This window comes from Roseibium sediminis, from assembly GCF_008711325.1.
Classification (GTDB): domain Bacteria; phylum Pseudomonadota; class Alphaproteobacteria; order Rhizobiales; family Stappiaceae; genus Roseibium; species Roseibium sediminis.
On the sequence record NZ_VXDB01000012.1, the window covers coordinates 136,208 to 154,021 of the forward strand.

Here is a 17,814-nt window from a genome sequence, read left to right on the forward strand (position 1 = left end):
GGGTAAACGCATGTCTTGGAAGATGTTGCCAATTGTGAGGAGCCTGTTTGGTGTTGCCATCCTGTGCGTCGGTGCGCTCTGCGAAACTCCGGCACAGGCGTTGGACAAGAGTTACGTTTTCCCGGTCAATGAGGGTAATCTCGTTCACTATCAGCGCTTCCTCGATGGCCGCGACCCTCTGAAGATCAACGATTTTTCCGGACCCAATCTTAATCGGCATGTCTTCGAGTTCATCACGTTTCAACGTGCGCTTCATGACGGGGGCTGCGATTGCAAGGTCGAGTATGTACCCTTTACTGCCGATACATCCCACGCAAGGGCAATCGCGGAGGTAAAGGCCGGTCGTGAGATTTCCCATCCCGTTGCCGGTTTCGACAGTGACCCTCGTTATGCGGAAGGGATCTATCTGAGCGTCCCGATCCTCAATGCAGACGAGTTCTACGTGGGGCTCTACACCCATAGCGAACGACAGGACATTCTTTCCCTGAGGGACAAGGAGGCCATTCATAATCTGCGCTACACCGCTTCTGAAAGCTGGGTGGTGGATATGCAGGTCCTGCGATCCTACCGGTTCCATGTGGTTCCGGCATTCTCGTGGCAAAGTGCCATCGACATGATCCGCTTTGAGCGAGCAGACATCATCCTCCAGCCGGTCTCCCCGGAGCCGGATTTCCATTTCACGATTGATGACGAGGGAAATCGGTTCTTGCCAATTCCCGGTGTAAAGCTGAACTTCCCGGCCGGACGCCGCTATTTTGTCTCTCGCAATCACCCGGATGGGGCGGAGTTTCTGGAAGTCCTCAATCGCGGACTACAGAAGCTGGAGAGCAGCGGATATTTGCGAAAGGGGCAGATTGCTGCCGGGGTGATTGATCCGAGGATCAAAGACTGGGAAGTCGTCAGGTAGTCAGTTGATTGCGCGGCGGACCGGCTTGTCGCCGGGCCCCCGCAAGAAATTACTTCTTGTCCGCGTTGTCGAGGCGCGCGATCAGGCTGGATGTGTCCCAGCGATTGCCTCCCATGGCCTGAACTTCGGCGTAGAACTGGTCAACAAGGGCGGTGACAGGCAGTCGGGCACCGGTGTCATTGGCGGTCTTCAGGCAGATGCCGAGATCCTTGCGCATCCAGTCGACGGCAAAGCCGAAGCCGAACTCACCCTTGGCCATGGTTTCCCAGCGGTTTTCCATCTGCCAGGACTGGGCTGCGCCGCCACGAATAGCGGAAATGACGGCTGGTACATCAAGGTCTGCCTTCTTGGCAAAGTGAATGGCCTCGGACAGGCCCTGAACGAGACCGGCTATGCAGATCTGGTTGCACATCTTGGTCAGTTGACCCGCGCCACTTTCGCCCATCAGGCCGGAGAATTTTGCAAAGCTGTCAATGACGGGCTTGGCCGTATCAAAGGCCTCTTTGTCGCCGCCGCACATGACCGTCAGCACGCCGTTTTCTGCGCCGGCCTGACCGCCGGAAACGGGGGCGTCGATGAAGCTGCAGCCCTTTTCCCTGGCAGCTGCATAAAGCTCGCGGGCAACTTCGGCTGAGGCCGTGGTGTTGTCGATGAAAATCGCGCCCTGCTTCAGGCCATGAAAGGCTCCGTCCGGTCCTGTCGTGACAGAGCGCAGGTCATTGTCATTGCCAACGCAGCAAAACACGAAGTCGCAGCCTTCTGCAGCTTCCTTTGGCGTCTGTGCAAAGGAACCACCGAATTCCTCGGCCCATTTTTGTGCCTTGGCGGTGGTGCGATTGTAGACGGTGACGTCATGGCCACCCTTTGTCTTCAAATGACCCGCCATGGGGTAGCCCATTACGCCCAGACCGATAAACGCGACTTTAGCCATGCTCGTTCTGTCTCCCAACAAAAGCATAGGTCCGCCTGTGGCGGACCCGTGATTGAAACCCTGTGGCAAGGTCTAGCCGATTTTCCGGCATGTGTCAGTCCGTCTTGCGATGAAACGGGCCTTTCCAGAGGCGTTCAAAACGTCTGCGCTCCTTTTTCCGGCGGCTGGTCGGGCAACTCGGGAGACATGGGCCTGCGGTGCCGGCTTCGTGACGGGTGAACGGGGTAAAGCGAAATGCCTCAAGGAACGCGCGGCCATAAATATCAAACATCATCTTACATCCTGTCTTGGTTGGGGCGCTTTCAGGATGTTTGAAAACGTGGTCTAATGCGAGGAAGGAAGATTTTCGAAATGTAAGGAGAGATTACATATGAATTTTGGAACCCTGCCACCTCTCACGAGCTTGAAGGCCTTTGCTGCCGTGGCCGAGACCGGAAGCTTGTCTGCGGCGGGGCGCATGCTGAATGTCACGCATGTTGCCGTGAGCCAGCAGGTACGATCGCTTGAAGATCACCTGGGGCACAGTCTGGTTGTCCGCGAAGGTCGGGGTGTTGTCCTGACGGAGGAGGGGCGATTGTTGGCGCAAGGTGTCCGTCAGGCTTTCGTGCAGCTGCAGGATACGGTGGAGGCGCTTTCCAAAACCGCAGCAGGACGCCCGCTCCACATCACGATGACGCCAGCTTTCGCCGTCAGCTGGCTGATGCCGCGCATTTCAGAGTTTCGCCGTGAACATCCGGAACTGGAACTGATGCTGAACCCGACTGCCGCAGTGGTTGAAATGCAGCCCGGCGGGGTTGATGTCGCTATTCGTTTTGGCAACGGCAAGTGGCGGGGACTGGATGCGGAGATGTTGTTGTCGACCAACTTCGTAGTCGTTGCGGCTACGTGTCTGGTCGGTGACAAGGAGTTTCACGGCCCCGAGGATCTGCTCGGTTATCCGTGGCTGCAGGAATTCGGCACCAACGAGCTGTCACAATGGGTGGAATGGCAAGGTGTCGTTCCGAGAAACAAACTGAACGTAACGCACTTGCCGGGCTACATGGTGCTTGAAGGCCTTCGGCGGGGCGAGGGCATTACGGCAACTGCCCGAACCTTTATCGAGGCGGAGATTGAGGCGGGAACCCTCAAGGTCCTTTTCGAGGAAGGGGCAAGCGAAACGACCGGCTATCATATTGTCACCCGGCAGGGCGTGCAGCGGCCTGCGGTCAAGGCGTTTGTCTCCTGGCTTCGCAATCAGGTTCGGTCAGTAGAAACAGCAAACGGCCCGCGTTAGGGCGGGCCGTCTGTCGTTTGCGTTTTCAGCAAAGGCTAGCGCTTCAGGTGCCGGGTCAGGCGCGCTTCCAGCTTGTCCCAGATGCGCCGCAGCGTTTCCACGATCATCAGGTACAGAACAGCTGCCCAGATATAGGCCTGGAAGTCGTAGGAGCGAGAATAGGCTCGGCGTGTTTCACCCATGACGTCATAGATCGTCACGATCGAGGCAATGGCCGATCCCTTGATCATGAGGATGATCTCGTTGCCATAAGGACGCAGGGCGACCATCAGGGCCTGAGGCAGAATGACCTTGAAGAAGGTCACCGGTTTGGGCAGGCCAAGGGCCGCTGCCCCTTCCCATTGACCGCGAGCGATATTCTGCACTGCGCCGCGCAGGATTTCCGCCTGATAGGCGGCGGTGTTCAGCGCGAAGGCAAACACCACGCAGTTGAAGGCATCGCGGAAGAACCACCACAAACCGATATCCTCAAAGAACGGACGGAAGGAGCCCGCGCCGTAATAGATCAGGAATGTCTGTGCCAGCAGTGGCGTGCCCCGGAAGAAGTAGACATAGGCGTATGCCGGTGCGGCAATGACTTTCAGTTTGGATGAGCGGGCAAATGCGATCGGGACGGACAGGATGACACCGATCAGCAAGGAAAGGCCGACAATCTCGACTGTGACGACCAGTCCTTCTGCATATTTCGTCCAGTATTTCAGGACGAAGGGGCTCTGTATGTTCGAGACGAGATAGAAAAGAAGATAGGCGCCAGCCACAATCCACAGGGTCATGAGCACATGACCCAGGATGCGGGTGTTGGTCCATTTGCGTGCAGGGGGCGGAGGTGCGGCTCTCCCGGTGGCAGGATTGGCAGCGATCATCGTCTGACCTCCCCACGCTTGGACCAGGCTTCAACGCGGGATAGGCCTGCGGAAGAAATCATCGCCAGAACCAGATAAATCAGGCAGGCAACACCGAAGAAGAGGAAAGGCTCTTTCGTCACTCGCGCCGCGATACCTGACTGGCGCACAAGATCGGACAGGCCGACGACGGAAACCAGCGAGGTTTCCTTCAGGAGAATGAGCCAAAGGTTGCCGAGGGCGGGAAGGGACAGCCGGACAAGTTGCGGCAGGATCACCAGTCCCATTGTCTTGCGGTGGGAAAGGCCAAGCGCATATCCGCCTTCATACTGGCCTTGCGGGATGCCCCGGAAGGCAGACAGGAAAGCCTCGGAGGCATAAGACGAAAATACAAGCGCGAGTGCGACCATGCCAGCAGCGAACGAGTTCACCTCGATATAGGCTTCCACACCAACAAGCTTCAGACCTTCCTGAATGCCAATCTGTACGCCGTAATAGACGAGAAACAGCGTGAGGAGTTCGGGCAAGCCTCGGAAGATCGTGGTGTAGATATTCGCAGCGTTGCGGAGGGACGGCTCGTCGGACTTCTTTGCAAGCGCGATCAGAAATCCTAGCACAAGGCCGAATGGCAGGGTCGCAAGGGCCAAACTGACTGTAATCAGAACACCTTGGACGATTTCGTCTCCCCAGCCTTCCGGCCCGAAGGAGATAAGCGTCAGGACGTCATTCATGGTCTCGGCGCGGCTTTCTTCGTCTAATTAACGTAAGGGCAATTTGTCGCCGTTTGCAAAAAGAGCGCGGCGGGTACTCGCACGCCGCGCTCTTGAAGCGTTCAGTGATCTAGAGATCAGTCGCCATAGACGTCGAAGGTGAAGTACTTGGCGTTGATTTCAGCGTACTTGCCGTTTTCACGGATCGCTGCGATCGCCTTGTTGAACATTTCCTTCAGCTCGTCTTCACCCTTGCGGATCGCAATGCCAGCGCCTTCGCCGTTGATGACCGGGTCAGACTTGAGGGTGCTGAGCACCTTGCAGCATGCGCCGTTTTCGGTTGCGAGCCAATCGGACAGAACCACAACGTCCTCGATGACCGCGTCGATACGACCGTTTTCGAGGTCCAGCTTGTACTCGTCAGCCGTCGGATAGAGCTTCAGCTCTGCATCCGGGAAGTGGGCTTCAGCATAGTTGGAGTGGGTGGTGGAGGACTGTGCGCCGAGCAGGATGCCCTTCAGGTCGTCCTTGGTAACACCGGCCAGCTTGCTGTCCTTGGAGACGCCGATTGCCGGCGGGGTGTTGTAGTACTTGTTGGTGAAGTCCACCTTCTGTTTGCGCTCTTCGGTGATGGACATGGAGGCGATTACGGCGTCGAACTTGCCAGCCTGCAGAGCCGGGATCATGCCGTCCCAGTCCTGAGTGACGAATTCGCACTCGACCTTCATTTCTTCACACAGCGCATTGGCGATATCGATGTCGAAGCCGACCAGCTGGCCATCAGCAGTCAGGGAGTTGAACGGAGGGTAGGCACCTTCGGTTCCGATCCGAACCTTGGACCAGTCAGCAGCCTGAGCACCACCAACACCGGCCAGAACAACTGCAGCGGCCGCAGCCATACGCAGAATACGCATTCTTTATTCCCCTATTTTCTCATTTGGAGCCAATGACGGCAGGCCATCATCTGCTCAATGGCGCTATTCCATACACTTCGCTCTGGATTTCAAGAAGGAATGTGAAAAAAAGACGCATTTTCTAGTCATTTTTCCCAAGTAACTTTTCCTTCTGCCGCATTTAAGTCTCTGAAAGAAATGATCTAATTGTATCTTTCCGGCGGAATGGTTTTACGCAGGCAATATTAACCTTTGTACGACGCGCAGTTGGCGAAAAGCGGTCGGTGGGACAAAGCACGGTTGCAAGCGACATTCATCGCGCAGGTTCATCAAACGCATGATTTTATTGAATTTGTCGCAAGCTCTGCTTGTAGCTACTGTTTGGGCCACAGGCAGTTGAGAGGAGAGACATTGTGCAGGGGTTACATCTTTATCTCGGGAACAAGAACTATTCCTCCTGGTCGCTCCGTCCCTGGATTGCGATGAGGGAAAAGGGGATTGAGTTCACGGAAGAAGTCATCCCGTTTGACTTTGGCCGAGGCAACCCATCGTTCCAGACTTTTTCGCCTTCCATGAAGGTGCCGGTGCTGCGGCATGGAGATCTGACGGTATGGGATTCCCTCGCCATTTTGGAGTATGTGGCCGAGCTTTATCCGCAGAAGGGCTTCTGGCCGACAGAGGCCAAGGACCGGGCAATGGCGCGGGCCGTTTCTGCCGAAATGCATTCCGGGTTTGCCGCCTTGCGGGCGGCCTGTCCGATGAACATGCGCCGCACGCCGGCGCACAAGGATATCGACGAGGATGTTCGCAAGGACATTGCCCGCATTCTCAACATCTGGCGGCAGTGCCTTGGCCAGTCCGGCGGTCCGTTCCTTTTCGGCAGTTTCACCATCGCTGATGCGATGTTTGCGCCAGTCATCAGCCGGTTCGATGTCTATCAGCTGACCCGCGACCCAATGGCTGCCGAGTACGGGGCTGCAGTCAAGGCAACCCAAGCCTGGCAGGAGTGGGAGGCGGCTGCCCGTGAAGAACCGTGGAACGTTCCTGAAAGCGACGAGTGAGGGGGCGGTTCAGCTGGATGTCGGATCTGGCTCGGTGAGGGCGATTTCGTCGCGCAAGAACTGGTTGAGTGCGTCGACAAACCGGCGCACCTTCAGCGGGATGAAGCGGTTGGACGGGTAAACGGCGTGGACCGGGTGGTGCGGATAGGTCCACTCGGGCAATACGATCTCCAGTGATCCGTCGGCCAGCAAGGGCCGAACCATCCAGTGATTGTAGAGCCCGACGCCGAGCCCTGCCACGGCGGCCCGTCGCAGAATCGCGGAGTTATTGACGATCATTGTTGGCGTAATCGGAACCTCGACGCGCTCTCCCGATGGGCTGACAAGCGGCACATTCGTACCTGACAGGCTGTTCTTGTAGAGGAGGTAGTCCAGACGGGAGAGGTCTGACGGCTCCTTTGGCCTCCCCACCCGGTCAAGATAGGCAGGAGATGCGACCAGACAGCGCTGCGAGATGCCGAGTTTTCGGACAATCAGACGCTCGTCGCGGATTTCGCCCATGCGGATGGCAACATCCAGTCGCTCGGCAAGGATATCGGCAAAGCGGTCTGAAACCGAAATCTCGATCAGGAGACACGGATGGGCCTTCTTGAACTCGATCAGAAAGCCGGAGAGCACCTTTTCGGAAAATCCCATGGGAAGGCCGATGCGAAGCGAGCCGGACATCTGGGCCTCTTCGCTTTGCACGGACAGATCCGCATCACGCAGCCGATCCACGATGTCGCGGGCCTGCGGGTAATAGCGCGACCCGGCTTCGGTCAAGGAGAGACTGCGTGTTGTGCGGTTGAAAAGGCGGATACCAAGAGTTTCTTCCAGCGCGCGCACCTGCTGGCTGACCGCCGGTTGGGAAATGCCGAGATTCTTTGCCGCAGCCGAAAAACTGCCGAGATCAACGGCACGGACGAAACTGATAAGGGCGGAAAGCTTGTCCATGGATAGTCCTGAAAGAGGAAAACAGGCGTCACATATAATGAACTCTTATGAGTTTTATAAGGTGGGCCGCACTTCAAAAATCCCTGCGAATTAATCACTTGAATGAACAGCGGAGGCCGGGGTTCGGCGCACCGCAACCAATGGAGATTTTCATGTTCAAGTCATTTTCCCCAAACCGTCGTTCGTTCCTGGGGGCAGGTCTTGCCGCCGGCGCTGTGGCTGCTGCAGGCAGCGTCTCCGTTATTGCTCCGGCTGCTGCAGCTGCGCCAAAGGCCGGAAAGCCGCTTGCAGGGGCCATGCGGCGGAAGGTCGGAGACATTGAGGTTACTGCGTTGCTCGACGGCTATCTCGATATCAGCAAGGAGCTGATCGTGGGCTACGAGGAAGGTGAGGGCGCGCGGTTGCGCGATGCGGCGCTGATCGACGGTGAACAACTGCGCGCGCCGGTTTCCGCCTATCTGGTCAATACCGGCGACAAGCTGGTTCTGGTGGATGCAGGCACGTCCAACGCTCTCGGCCCGACCATGGGTCATCTGCTGGAGCCTTTGGCAGCAGCTGGTGTCACGCCAGACCAGGTCGATGCAGTCCTGATCAGCCACATGCATCCTGATCACCTGTTTGGTGTTCTGGATGGCAATGGCGAAAAGGTCTTCAAGAATGCCGAACTGATTCTGCCGGAAGTCGACAAGGCGTTCTGGTATGACGATGCCAATCTCAATGCCGCTCCTGAAGGCGTGAAGGGCTTCTTCCTCGGAGCGCGCAAGGCGGCAGATGCCTATGCCGATCGTCAGTCCCTCTTTGCCGACAAGCAGGAAATCCTGCCCGGTGTCCGCGCCATGGCACTTCCGGGTCATACGCCCGGTCATGCCGGCTTCGTGCTGGACAGCAATGGCGAAACGTTGATCCTCTCCGGGGACATCGTTCACGCAGCAGCGTATCAGTTTGCCAATCCGGATTGGGCGATTGCCTTTGACGTCGACAACGCCGCGGCGATCGAAACCCGCAAGAAATTCTTCGACATGGCGGCTAGCGAGCGCGTGCTGTTTGCCGGGGCGCATATTCCGTTCCCGGGCTTTGGCCGTGTTGCCCGTGATGGCGTCGGCTATCGTTTCGTGGCAGCTGACTGGCCTTACACGCTGTAATTTTTCAGCGATAGCGATAGGAGGCGACCGGGCTATCCGGTCGCCTTTTTCATGTCTGGCGCGTTCAGGGAAACGGAATGAAGTCGACGAGGCTTCCGCGGGCAACAGATGTGGCCTCTTCGGGGATTTCGATCAGGCCATGAGCTTCCCTGAGGCCGGTGATGAGGCCCGAACCATCCCGGTCGAACTTGCGGACCACCGTCCGGCCGGTCTCGTCCGTTGCAAGCGTGCCGCGATAGAACTCGCGCCGGTCCGGCTTTTTCTTTGCGACCTCGAAATCAGCAGGGATCTGAAAGCGCTGGGCCTCGCTGAAAGGGCCGCCGCCAAGCCGGGACAGGACCGGGCGAGCATAGAGCAGGAAGCAGACCATGGCCGCGACCGGATTGCCGGGCAGGCCGAGGAACACGCAGGAGCCGATCTGGCCGAACATCATCGGGCGGCCCGGCTTGATCGCCAGCTGCCACATGTGCCGTTGGCCGAGCTCGTCCAGCGCCGAAAGGATATGATCTTCCTCGCCCCGGCTTGCGCCGCCGGTGGTCAGGATCATGTCGGAGCGGGCAGCGGCCTCCTTGAGGGTTGCCGCGATCTGCTCTTGAGTGTCGTTGAGAACGCCCAGGTCCTCGATTTCCACATCCATCTGTTCCAGAAGGCCCCGAAGGAGAAAGTGATTGGAATCGTATACTTCGCCCTGTTTCAGCTCTGTACCGGGGCGGCGGATTTCATCGCCGTTGGACAGGATGGCGACTTTAAGGCGTTTGTAGACGGACACCAGATTGAGGCCAGTCGAGGCAATCGCTGCCAGATCCTGCGGGCGCAGTCGCTGACCGGGCTCCAGAAGCACGGTTCCAGCAGCAAGGTCTTCGCCAGCCCTGCGCCGGTTCGCGCCCTTCTTTAGTCCCTGAGGAACAATCACGAAGGGCTTGCCATCTTGATCGTGCCGCTCGCAGTCTTCCTGCATGGCAACGGTATCGGCTCCGGGCGGCATCAGGGCACCTGTAAAGATGCGGGCGGCAGCCCATGGCCCGATTTCGGTCTCGCTTGGGTGGCCCGCGGAAATGCGTTGCTCCAGACGGAAAAAGCCACCCGCTGGCTCATGATCTGAATGCCGAAAGGCGTAGCCGTCGACCGCGGAATTATCGGCCATCGGCACATCGCGCGGCGCTATGATTTCCTGTGCCAGAATGCGACCGCCCGCTTCCGTCAGGGGGATTGTCTCGATCTTTGCAACCGGAGCCATCCGGTCTTTCAAGATTGCCAGCGCTTCGTGATGGCGCAGCCGGTCCTTGTCGTGCAGGAAACAGTCGTTGAGGAGGGGGGCTGATGTCACTGCGTGGTCTCTGGTTCAAGAAGTGTCGTCAGTCCAACCGTTTTGGAGATGAAGTCTGCCATGGCAGGGATGTCGTTGAGGTCGAACACCGGGAGCGTTTCACCGGATAATGGGTGATCTGTGGCAATGGCCAGAATGTTCGGATCTTTCGGGGCGAGCGGCTCGGACTTGCGGGCCTGCAGTCTGCGGGCTTCGATCTTTGGATGTGCTTCGCGCTTGTAGCCTTCGATCAGTACCAGATCACAAGGGGCAAGGCGGTTCAGGATTTCGTCGAGAGATGGCTCTTCTTCCTCCCGCAGTTCGTGCATCAAGGCCCAGCGACGGCCCGAGACGAGCGCGACTTCCGACGCTCCTGCCTCTCGGTGCCGGTAACTGTCTGCGCCCGGCTTGTCGATATCGAAATCATGGTGTGCGTGTTTGACCGTCGAGACCTTGAAACCGCGCCGGGTGAATTCTGCGACAAGGCTGGTGACGAGCAGGGTCTTGCCGGAGTTTTTCCAGCCGGTTACCCCAAAAACGCGATTGTTGTGAGTGGGTTGGCTTATCACGATATCAGACTCTTCAGGGCTGTGCGGGCAGTTTCAAGGTCGTCCGGACGATTGGCGTTGAAAAAGGGATCAAGTCCATCGACGCCTGCATTTTCGAAAGGAACTTCCACGCTGTCATATTGATCGACAAATGCCAGAACCTTGCCGGTTTTGCCAGCCTCCAGCCAATTTTTCAGATCCGTTGCAAGAGAAACAGGCCAGAGGCCGAAGACCGGATGGAGCTTTTCCAAGGAGCTTGCCAGGGCGATCACCGGTCGGTCGCCGGGTACGGCGGCCAGCATTTTGGCGACGAGATTGTCCGGAAAGAACGGGCAGTCTCCTGCAATCGACAGAACGTGAGTGATTTCCGGAGAAGCTTTTCTCGCATATGTCATCCCCGCGAGGATACCTGCAAGCGGACCGGCATAGTCACCAACAGGATCGGCAACAACAGGGAGGCCATAGGTGTCGAAGCGGGCCGGGTCGCCATTGGCATTCAGGATGGTATTCGGGATTTGCTTCCCCAGCCTTTCCAGAATGACGGTGAGCATGGGCCTGCCGCCGATGTCCATCAGCGTCTTGTCGCCGCCGCCCATGCGCCGGGACTGACCACCTGCCAGAACACAGGCGAGTGTCTGATCGAGTGAAAGCGAAGCTGTCATTCCACGGCCTCCCGGCCCTTGCGGGACGCGCCTTTGGGTTCCTCCTCGACATCTTCCGGGTTCATGTCGAAGTCGATGCGCTCGGCTCCGGACAGGGCCACGAAGCGCTTGCCTCTGGCTCGGCCAATCAGCGTCAACCCGGCCTTGCGCGCCAGTTCAACGCCCCAGGCGGTGAAGCCGGAACGGGAGACGAGAATGGGAATGCCCATCATGACCGTCTTGATGACCATCTCTGACGTCAGGCGGCCGGTTGTGTAGAAGATCTTGTCGTCAGCGACAATATTGTTCACGGTCATCCAGCCTGCGATCTTGTCGACAGCGTTGTGACGACCGACATCTTCCATATAAACCAGAGGCTTGTCTTGCTGGCAGAGCACGCAGCCATGGATGGCGCCCGCTTCCAGATAGAGCGATGGTGTGGTGTTGATGGCTTTTGTCAGGGCGTAGAGCCAGGAGGTTTTCAGCTTTGCATCCGGCAGGGCAATGGCGTCGAAACTATCCATCACGTCGCCGAAAATCGTGCCCTGTGCGCAGCCGGAGGTGCGCACTTTCTTCTTGAGCTTTTCCTCGTAATTGGTCTCGCGCTCGGTGCGCACGACAACGACCTGAAGGTCATCGTCATAATCGATGCCGGTGATTACATCGTCCGGCTTCAGCATGTTCTGGTTCTTGAGATAGCCGACTGCGAGAAGGTCCGGATGGTCGCCGATGGTCATCATCGTGACCACTTCCTGCGAGTTCAGGTAAAGCGTCAGGGCCTTCTCGGTCACGACGCGTGTCTCGACAGGCTTGCCGGTGTGGTCAATGCCGGACACCGAGGTCGACAGCGTTTCGTTCTGCGGATCAGGCTTCAAGAGGTATTCGTGTGACAAAAGCGACTCCCGTTCGGCAACCGCTTAAGTATGGGAGGGGGAGGCACGTTGGCAAGGCCGGGGAAGGATCGCCGGCCAATGGAACTTGCAAATGGGTCTTTTCAGACCAGCATCATGCGATTGATGACACGGCTTTCGCGGACTTCCTCTGAGAAGCAGCAAAGGGCATTGAGGCCTTCGTCATAAGAGAGGCGTGTTGGCCGGTCGATCTGGAATTGAAGGGCAGGGTGCAGCTCAACAGCTTCGCCGCTGGTCAGGTCCCTGAACAGCATCAGGCTGTTGGGGAACAGGCGCGAGGGGGCGGGTTCATGGAAGATGGCTTCCATTTCACCGACGCGGGTATCCTGCATGACGCAATAGAGCGTATCGAGAACCGGCCCCGGCTGGCCTTCAAGATAATGAAGAACATGGGTGTTGCCCATCAGGAGTGCGCCGGTAACGCCCTTGCGGCGGTTCATGCGGCGGATCCGTGTCAGGGAATAATCGAGCTCCTTCTGCAGCTCGGGTGAAACGTTTGCCCACTCGATCTTTGACCGGAAGCAAATACGATAAAGTTCCATCTCGCACCTCTTGGACTTTCTGTCCCGATGCATTCGATGGTGCGCTCCATTTCCTCACATTTGATTAATCCCGTTTAGGATTTGGAAAGGATAAAAGCACTGCGGAAAGTTATCCCCAACTTCATGGAAAGAATAGAATCGAACTCCGCATGTAGAATCACTTGATCGTAAGTCACGCAAGGTAAATTTCGACCTCGATATCTTTCCGTCTTGGTTAAAGTTGCATGATCAAGTCCGCTGTTTCGGGGGGCTCTTTTCGAGTTTATGATCGAGTCCGGCCTTGATGGCGGGCCATTCGCAGGCAATGATCGAGTAGACTGCTGTGTCCCTGAGGGTCCCGTTTGCCATCACCTGATGACACCTTAGAACACCATCTAGTTTTGCCCCCAGTCGCTCGATTGCTCGGCGGCTTTGCTGGTTCAGGAAGTGGGTTCGGAACTCGACGGCTATGCAGTTCAGTTCTTCGAAGGCATGGGTTAGCAAAAGAAGCTTTACTTCTGTATTCAGCGGTGAACGCTGAACGGATTTTCGGTACCAGGTGGCGCCGATCTCCAAACGCTTGTTTTTGGCATCGAGATTTAAATAGGACGTCATTCCGACTGCTTTGCCAGTCTCTGGATCAACAGCGGCAAATGGCATGATCAATCCCGCAGCTCCCTGATCAATTCGCCTTTGAACGTCAGCTGCCATGTTTTCTGGCGAAGCTACTGACGTGTACCAAAGTTCGTGCAATCTGCCATCTGCGACTGCGATCTGAAGATCAGAGCTATGATCGGGTGACAGGGGTTCGAGGACCACATGAGTTCCACGCAGCGTTATTGGGGTAAGCCAGAACATAGGTTTTGCCTTGCAATGATAAGTTGAGTGCAGACTACTGTGACAATTTCGCTCGTTCCAATTCGAATTTGTGCGGCTTTGATCAATCTTGAAGAGGGTGAGGCAGTCATCGTTTGCTACCTACCTTCATAATCCTTTGGACGCGCGCCGTAACGCTTGTCGGGAGCATGCCCTACCGGCTCAAAACCCTTGTGATATCGGCAATTTTGACCGATCGGGACCGGTTCCCCGACTTCTAATCGATTAAACTCAAAGTGGTTATGGACATTGCATTTCCACACCAGTTAAACGGCACCCGCAGGCAGGTGACCTGCGGATCATTGTGTTGGAATTACTGCAAGGGAGTTGGTCGATATGGCGGCTATGGACAATCATTTCGATAACTGGAAGGAACAACAATCAGCTGCCGAGCAGATGATCCCTCTGGTTGGCCGTCTTTATCGTGACCATGGCATCAATATCCGGATTTTTGGCCGTCGGCTGCTGAACAACTCCGCAATCGAGATCATCAAGGCGCACCGTTACGCCCTGCAGATCACCGGCCGTGAGCTGGATGTCTCCAAGAGCCTTGAAATCGTCAAGGCCATGCTGGAGATGGATCTGGCTGCATCCCGCGTCGACCTTGGAAAGCTGTGCCACAGCTACATGGAGACTGGCGGGGATGTTGCAAGCTTTGTTGCCGGGCAGCTCGCCAGCATCAACACGGGCAAGGCCTCCATCTTGCAAGAGCCGCAGGATGTCGTCCTCTACGGTTTCGGACGCATTGGCCGCCTTCTTGCGCGCATGCTGATCGAACGCGTTGGCGCCGGTAACAAGATGCGTCTTCGTGCCATTGTCGTGCGCGGCGGCAAGGATGGGGATCTCAAGAAGCGCTCCAGCCTTCTGCGCCGGGACTCTGTCCATGGCGCATTCCGCGGGTCCATCACGATTGATGAAGAGAAGAACGCGATTATCGCGAACGGCAACTACATTCAGGTGATCTATGCCAACTCGCCCGCCGAGGTGGACTACACCAAATATGGCATCCGCAATGCGCTGGTGGTTGATAACACCGGCATCTGGCGCGATGAGGCGGGTCTTGGTCAGCACCTGAAATGCCCGGGCGCTGCAAAGGTTATTTTGACCGCGCCGGGGAAGGGCAACATCAAGAATGTCGTCTATGGCGTGAACCATGGTGACGTCACCAAGGAAGACGACATCCTGAGCGCTGCCTCCTGCACGACCAACGCGATCACGCCGGTCCTCAAGGTGATCAATGATGAGTTCGGGATCGAGAATGGCCATGTGGAAACCATCCACGCCTTCACCAACGACCAGAACCTGATCGACAACTACCACAGCGGCGATCGCCGTGGCCGTTCCGCGCCGTTGAACATGGTTTTGACCAGCACCGGTGCTGCCAGTGCGGTTGCAAAATGTTTGCCTGAAATGAAGGGCAAGTTGACCGGCAACGCAGTTCGGGTGCCGATCCCCAACGTGTCCATGGCCATCTTGAACCTGAACCTCAAGCGCGAGACGAGCGCAGAGGAAATGAACGATTACCTGCGGCGGATTTCCATCCAGTCGCCGATGCAGGACCAGATCGACTACACGTCCTCAACGGAGCTGGTCTCTTCCGACCTCGTTGGCTCCACGCATGCCGGTGTTGTCGACAGTCAGGCCACCATCGTCGATGGCAACCGTCTCGTCCTTTACGTCTGGTATGACAATGAAGCGGGATACAGCACCCAGGTGATCCGCCTGATGCAGGAAGTTGCCGGGATGAAATACCCGTCTGTGCCGTAAGGCGTCCGATGTAAGACATGCAAATCGAACAGGCCCCAATTCTCCATGCAGGATTGGGGCCTGTTTTTTTGCCCGTTCGGTCTTTTGCCGGCCAATGCCTTGTCTGAAGCTAAAAGTCCCTTTCTTCCCCTGTCCACTTGAAGAAGCGGCCCGTTCTGGCAAGGGTGAGGGTTTCGGCGACGGAAAGAATGCCGCGAGCCACATCTGCCGGATCGTTGTCGGCATCATCTCCGCCCATATCCGTGCGCACCCAGCCCGGATCGATAAGTCCAACAGAAATCCCTTCTGCTTCGAGATCGGTTGCCAGCCCTTGCATGACCTTGTTCACGGCGGCTTTTGAGGCTCGGTAAGCGATGCGATCTGACTTCGCATACCCCATCCATGACATCTGGCTGGAGACCGTCAGGATGCGGCCATTGGCGGACCGGCGGAGAAGGGGCAGGAAGGCTTGTGCCACGGCCAGAGGGGCGAGGGTGTTCACCTTCAGTGTTCGGGCAAAGCCTGCAAAGTCCATGTCCAATGTGGACTGGCGATCAGGGCCGATGATCCCCGAATTGTTGATCAGGATGTCGATTGGCTGGTCGAGAGATGCGGCGGCGTATGCAATCGCCGCGTGATCGGTAACGTCAAAGATCAGCGGGGTAGCCACGCCGTTTGAGGCGTGGCGGAGGGCTTCAGCCTGCGCCGGGCTTCGAACGGAGCCGTAGACGGTCCAGTCCCTTGCTATGGCCGCCTTGGCAAGTTCAAGTCCAATGCCGCGATTGGCCCCGGTTACAAGCAATGTTGTCATCAGTGGTTCCGGAAATTCTGGTGATTGAAGCGGGCCGACAGTGCAGGAAATGTGTGTCAAATCGCGCAAGCGATTGACGGGCCGGATTGGCTCACTAGGTTAGGCTCAAGATTCTGACCGGTAAAGGGCCGGTCATGTGACGCGAAACGAGGACGGGGATGAGCGATACCATCAAGCAGGCAGTTCTTCAGCAACTTGCCAAGGTGAAGGGACCGGATCTTGAGGGGGATCTGGTGTCGCTGGGGCTGGTGTCCGACGTGTTCGTTTCAGATGGCCGGGTGGCTTTTTCCATCACTGTTCCGGCAGATCGGGCCCAGGAGCTTGAGCCGCTGCGTCAGGCCGCAGAAAAGGTCGTTCGCGAAGTGCCGGGTGTGGAAAGCGCCATGGTGGCACTCACGGCCGAGCGGTCTGCCGGGTCAAAGTCCGCAACACCGCCGCCGGTTCGTCCGGCGCCCTCCAAGGCGCAGATCGGAAACGTTCCGCCCCCCATGCAGGGTCGGACAGGGGCAGCTCCGGAGCAGGCGACCTCCAAGCCGGGCGTGCCCGGTGTGAAGACGATTATCGCAGTCGCCTCTGGCAAGGGCGGCGTCGGCAAGTCCACGACCACTGCCAATCTGGCGCTGGGCCTTCAGGCGAACGGCTTGAAGGTCGGCGTTCTGGATGCAGACATCTATGGCCCGTCCGTGCCGCGCCTCTTTCAGGTGGCGGGACGCCCGGAGCCGGTGTCGGGGCGCATTCTCAAGCCGCTGGAAGGCTACGGCGTCAAGGTCATGTCCATGGGCTTCCTAGTTGAAGAGGATACGCCGATGATCTGGCGCGGCCCGATGGTCATCTCCGCACTCACCCAGATGCTGCGGGAAGTTGCCTGGGGCGAACTGGACGTGCTCGTCGTTGACATGCCCCCGGGGACAGGTGATGCACAGCTTACCATGGCGCAACAGGTGCCGCTTGCAGGTGCCGTGATTGTCTCCACTCCGCAGGATCTGGCGCTGATCGATGCGCGCAAGGGGCTGAACATGTTCCGCCGTGTGGATGTTCCCGTCCTCGGCATCGTGGAAAACATGAGCTATTTCCTGTGCCCCGATTGCGGCGGGCGTCATGACATCTTTGGTCATGGTGGCGCGCGTGCCGAGGCAGAGAAGCTTGGCGTGCCCTTCCTTGGCGAAGTTCCGCTCGACATGCAGATCCGTGAGACCTCGGACGCAGGAACACCTGTTGTGGTTTCCGATCCGGATGGCCAGCATGCCAAGATCTATCGAGATATTGCCGAAAAGGTGATGGCGGAAATTGCTCGCTTTGAAGGCGAGGGGCAGCGTGCCGCGCCGAAGATTGTATATGAATGAGCTGCTGATCCGACTGCGATATTACAAAGTCTGTATCTCCGGTTCCGTCGAAAATTGACAACCTGAAAGCGCTCCTGCAAGAGGGCGCTTTTTTGACGTATGGGAAAGAGTCTTGTTCAGGTTTGTTCTGCACGGAGTGGTAAAAAATGCTGCGCTGCAGCAGGAAATCGGCTCGTCAATTGGTCTAAGTTTGCCATTTTTTCGGGTGAAGGGCTGCCTATTGGCGATTTTGCCGCGAGAAATGCAACCAAAACGACTCATGATTTGCAGCTCATGGCTTTAATTTCGTGTCGGAATAAAGTGGAATTATGCATTCATGTATGCTTTTCCATGTTTTTCGATGCATTATTTTCTACATAATGGTTCACGACGGAGAAAATAAATATAAAATCGCGATTTATTGCGGTGCAACATTGATT

Annotated in this window: 19 protein-coding genes; 6 read left to right on the forward strand and 13 right to left on the reverse strand. The window is 57.1% G+C overall.

The window, feature by feature from the left end; all coding sequences use genetic code 11:
- The first annotated feature begins 10 nt into the window (after positions 1-10).
- Entirely contained in the window at positions 11-907 is an 897-nt protein-coding gene (locus tag F0155_RS13720; RefSeq protein ID WP_150525094.1) for a hypothetical protein, read from the forward strand.
- A 49-nt stretch (positions 908-956) separates the two neighbouring features.
- Here F0155_RS13720 and F0155_RS13725 read toward each other — a convergent pair whose 3' ends face one another.
- A complete protein-coding gene (locus F0155_RS13725) occupies positions 957-1,865 on the reverse strand; it encodes an NAD(P)-dependent oxidoreductase (protein ID WP_483251939.1) in 909 nt (302 codons plus the stop codon).
- Positions 1,866-1,932: 67 nt separating this feature from the next.
- Positions 1,933-2,112 (reverse strand): hypothetical protein, encoded by a 180-nt coding sequence (locus tag F0155_RS13730; protein ID WP_150525096.1) that lies wholly within the window; start codon positions 2,110-2,112, stop codon positions 1,933-1,935.
- Positions 2,113-2,208: 96 nt separating this feature from the next.
- On the opposite strand from F0155_RS13730, the gene F0155_RS13735 reads away from it, so the two are divergent.
- Positions 2,209-3,111, forward strand: coding sequence for a LysR family transcriptional regulator (locus F0155_RS13735; RefSeq protein ID WP_150525097.1), 903 nt, complete (start codon positions 2,209-2,211; stop codon positions 3,109-3,111).
- A 35-nt stretch (positions 3,112-3,146) separates the two neighbouring features.
- Here the strand turns inward: F0155_RS13735 and F0155_RS13740 are convergent, their stop codons facing one another.
- The 3 genes from F0155_RS13740 to F0155_RS13750 all read right to left on the reverse strand — a co-directional run bounded on the left by F0155_RS13740 (position 3,147) and on the right by F0155_RS13750 (position 5,577).
- Entirely contained in the window at positions 3,147-3,974 is an 828-nt protein-coding gene (locus F0155_RS13740) for an ABC transporter permease (RefSeq protein WP_150525098.1), read from the reverse strand.
- Entirely contained in the window at positions 3,971-4,684 is a 714-nt protein-coding gene (locus F0155_RS13745; protein ID WP_150525099.1) for an ABC transporter permease, read from the reverse strand. Before F0155_RS13745 ends, F0155_RS13740 begins: the two co-directional genes overlap by 4 nt.
- A gap of 116 nt (positions 4,685-4,800) precedes the next feature.
- On the reverse strand, positions 4,801-5,577 hold the full coding sequence (locus tag F0155_RS13750) for an ABC transporter substrate-binding protein (protein WP_150525100.1): 777 nt from the start codon (positions 5,575-5,577) through the stop codon (positions 4,801-4,803).
- Between the two features lie 392 nt (positions 5,578-5,969).
- On the opposite strand from F0155_RS13750, the gene F0155_RS13755 reads away from it, so the two are divergent.
- Complete coding sequence (locus F0155_RS13755) at positions 5,970-6,617, forward strand: glutathione S-transferase family protein (protein ID WP_150525101.1); 648 nt, start codon at positions 5,970-5,972, stop codon at positions 6,615-6,617.
- A gap of 9 nt (positions 6,618-6,626) precedes the next feature.
- Here the strand turns inward: F0155_RS13755 and F0155_RS13760 are convergent, their stop codons facing one another.
- Positions 6,627-7,550 carry a LysR family transcriptional regulator gene (locus F0155_RS13760; RefSeq protein WP_150525102.1) on the reverse strand — a complete coding sequence of 308 codons (924 nt, stop codon included), beginning with the start codon at positions 7,548-7,550 and terminating at the stop codon, positions 6,627-6,629.
- A gap of 152 nt (positions 7,551-7,702) precedes the next feature.
- On the opposite strand from F0155_RS13760, the gene F0155_RS13765 reads away from it, so the two are divergent.
- Positions 7,703-8,692, forward strand: coding sequence for an MBL fold metallo-hydrolase (locus F0155_RS13765; protein WP_150525103.1), 990 nt, complete (start codon positions 7,703-7,705; stop codon positions 8,690-8,692).
- Between the two features lie 64 nt (positions 8,693-8,756).
- Here the strand turns inward: F0155_RS13765 and F0155_RS13770 are convergent, their stop codons facing one another.
- From F0155_RS13770 to F0155_RS13795, 6 genes are all read right to left on the reverse strand, one after another.
- The gene (locus F0155_RS13770; RefSeq protein ID WP_150525104.1) at positions 8,757-10,019 is read right to left on the reverse strand and encodes a molybdopterin molybdotransferase MoeA; all 1,263 of its coding nucleotides are present in this window, start codon (positions 10,017-10,019) and stop codon (positions 8,757-8,759) included.
- On the reverse strand, positions 10,016-10,567 hold the full coding sequence (mobB, locus tag F0155_RS13775; protein ID WP_425299934.1) for a molybdopterin-guanine dinucleotide biosynthesis protein B: 552 nt from the start codon (positions 10,565-10,567) through the stop codon (positions 10,016-10,018). The genes F0155_RS13770 and mobB overlap by 4 nt, the downstream gene beginning before the upstream one ends.
- Positions 10,564-11,208: a molybdenum cofactor guanylyltransferase MobA gene (gene mobA / locus F0155_RS13780; RefSeq protein WP_150525105.1), complete on the reverse strand. Its 645-nt coding sequence runs from the start codon at positions 11,206-11,208 to the stop codon at positions 10,564-10,566. Before mobA ends, mobB begins: the two co-directional genes overlap by 4 nt.
- The gene (gene fdhD / locus F0155_RS13785) at positions 11,205-12,080 is read right to left on the reverse strand and encodes a formate dehydrogenase accessory sulfurtransferase FdhD (protein WP_150525106.1); all 876 of its coding nucleotides are present in this window, start codon (positions 12,078-12,080) and stop codon (positions 11,205-11,207) included. Before fdhD ends, mobA begins: the two co-directional genes overlap by 4 nt.
- Positions 12,081-12,181: 101 nt before the next feature.
- A complete protein-coding gene (locus tag F0155_RS13790) occupies positions 12,182-12,640 on the reverse strand; it encodes a BLUF domain-containing protein (RefSeq protein ID WP_150525107.1) in 459 nt (152 codons plus the stop codon).
- Between the two features lie 228 nt (positions 12,641-12,868).
- Entirely contained in the window at positions 12,869-13,477 is a 609-nt protein-coding gene (locus F0155_RS13795; RefSeq protein ID WP_150525108.1) for a GNAT family N-acetyltransferase, read from the reverse strand.
- A 354-nt stretch (positions 13,478-13,831) separates the two neighbouring features.
- On the opposite strand from F0155_RS13795, the gene F0155_RS13800 reads away from it, so the two are divergent.
- Complete coding sequence (locus tag F0155_RS13800; protein WP_150525109.1) at positions 13,832-15,262, forward strand: glyceraldehyde-3-phosphate dehydrogenase; 1,431 nt, start codon at positions 13,832-13,834, stop codon at positions 15,260-15,262.
- Positions 15,263-15,371: 109 nt separating this feature from the next.
- Here F0155_RS13800 and F0155_RS13805 read toward each other — a convergent pair whose 3' ends face one another.
- Positions 15,372-16,052, reverse strand: coding sequence for an SDR family oxidoreductase (locus tag F0155_RS13805; RefSeq protein ID WP_150525110.1), 681 nt, complete (start codon positions 16,050-16,052; stop codon positions 15,372-15,374).
- Between the two features lie 158 nt (positions 16,053-16,210).
- Here F0155_RS13805 and apbC point away from each other — a divergent pair, with 158 nt between their 5' ends.
- Complete coding sequence (apbC, locus tag F0155_RS13810) at positions 16,211-17,395, forward strand: iron-sulfur cluster carrier protein ApbC (protein ID WP_150525111.1); 1,185 nt, start codon at positions 16,211-16,213, stop codon at positions 17,393-17,395.
- The last annotated feature ends 419 nt before the right edge of the window (positions 17,396-17,814 follow it).

Coding starts and splice junctions, on each gene's coding strand:
- F0155_RS13735 (WP_150525097.1), top strand. CDS start 2,209: ATGAATTTTGGAACCCTGCCACCTCTCACGAGCTTGAAGGCCTTTGCT.
- F0155_RS13795 (WP_150525108.1), bottom strand. CDS start 13,477: ATGTTCTGGCTTACCCCAATAACGCTGCGTGGAACTCATGTGGTCCTC.
- F0155_RS13745 (WP_150525099.1), bottom strand. CDS start 4,684: ATGAATGACGTCCTGACGCTTATCTCCTTCGGGCCGGAAGGCTGGGGA.
- F0155_RS13800 (WP_150525109.1), top strand. CDS start 13,832: ATGGCGGCTATGGACAATCATTTCGATAACTGGAAGGAACAACAATCA.
- F0155_RS13790 (WP_150525107.1), bottom strand. CDS start 12,640: ATGGAACTTTATCGTATTTGCTTCCGGTCAAAGATCGAGTGGGCAAAC.
- F0155_RS13725 (WP_483251939.1), bottom strand. CDS start 1,865: ATGCTTTTGTTGGGAGACAGAACGAGCATGGCTAAAGTCGCGTTTATC.
- mobA (WP_150525105.1), bottom strand. CDS start 11,208: ATGACAGCTTCGCTTTCACTCGATCAGACACTCGCCTGTGTTCTGGCA.
- F0155_RS13740 (WP_150525098.1), bottom strand. CDS start 3,974: ATGATCGCTGCCAATCCTGCCACCGGGAGAGCCGCACCTCCGCCCCCT.
- F0155_RS13760 (WP_150525102.1), bottom strand. CDS start 7,550: ATGGACAAGCTTTCCGCCCTTATCAGTTTCGTCCGTGCCGTTGATCTC.
- F0155_RS13805 (WP_150525110.1), bottom strand. CDS start 16,052: ATGACAACATTGCTTGTAACCGGGGCCAATCGCGGCATTGGACTTGAA.
- F0155_RS13750 (WP_150525100.1), bottom strand. CDS start 5,577: ATGCGTATTCTGCGTATGGCTGCGGCCGCTGCAGTTGTTCTGGCCGGT.
- F0155_RS13765 (WP_150525103.1), top strand. CDS start 7,703: ATGTTCAAGTCATTTTCCCCAAACCGTCGTTCGTTCCTGGGGGCAGGT.
- F0155_RS13720 (WP_150525094.1), top strand. CDS start 11: ATGTCTTGGAAGATGTTGCCAATTGTGAGGAGCCTGTTTGGTGTTGCC.
- F0155_RS13730 (WP_150525096.1), bottom strand. CDS start 2,112: ATGATGTTTGATATTTATGGCCGCGCGTTCCTTGAGGCATTTCGCTTT.
- apbC (WP_150525111.1), top strand. CDS start 16,211: ATGAGCGATACCATCAAGCAGGCAGTTCTTCAGCAACTTGCCAAGGTG.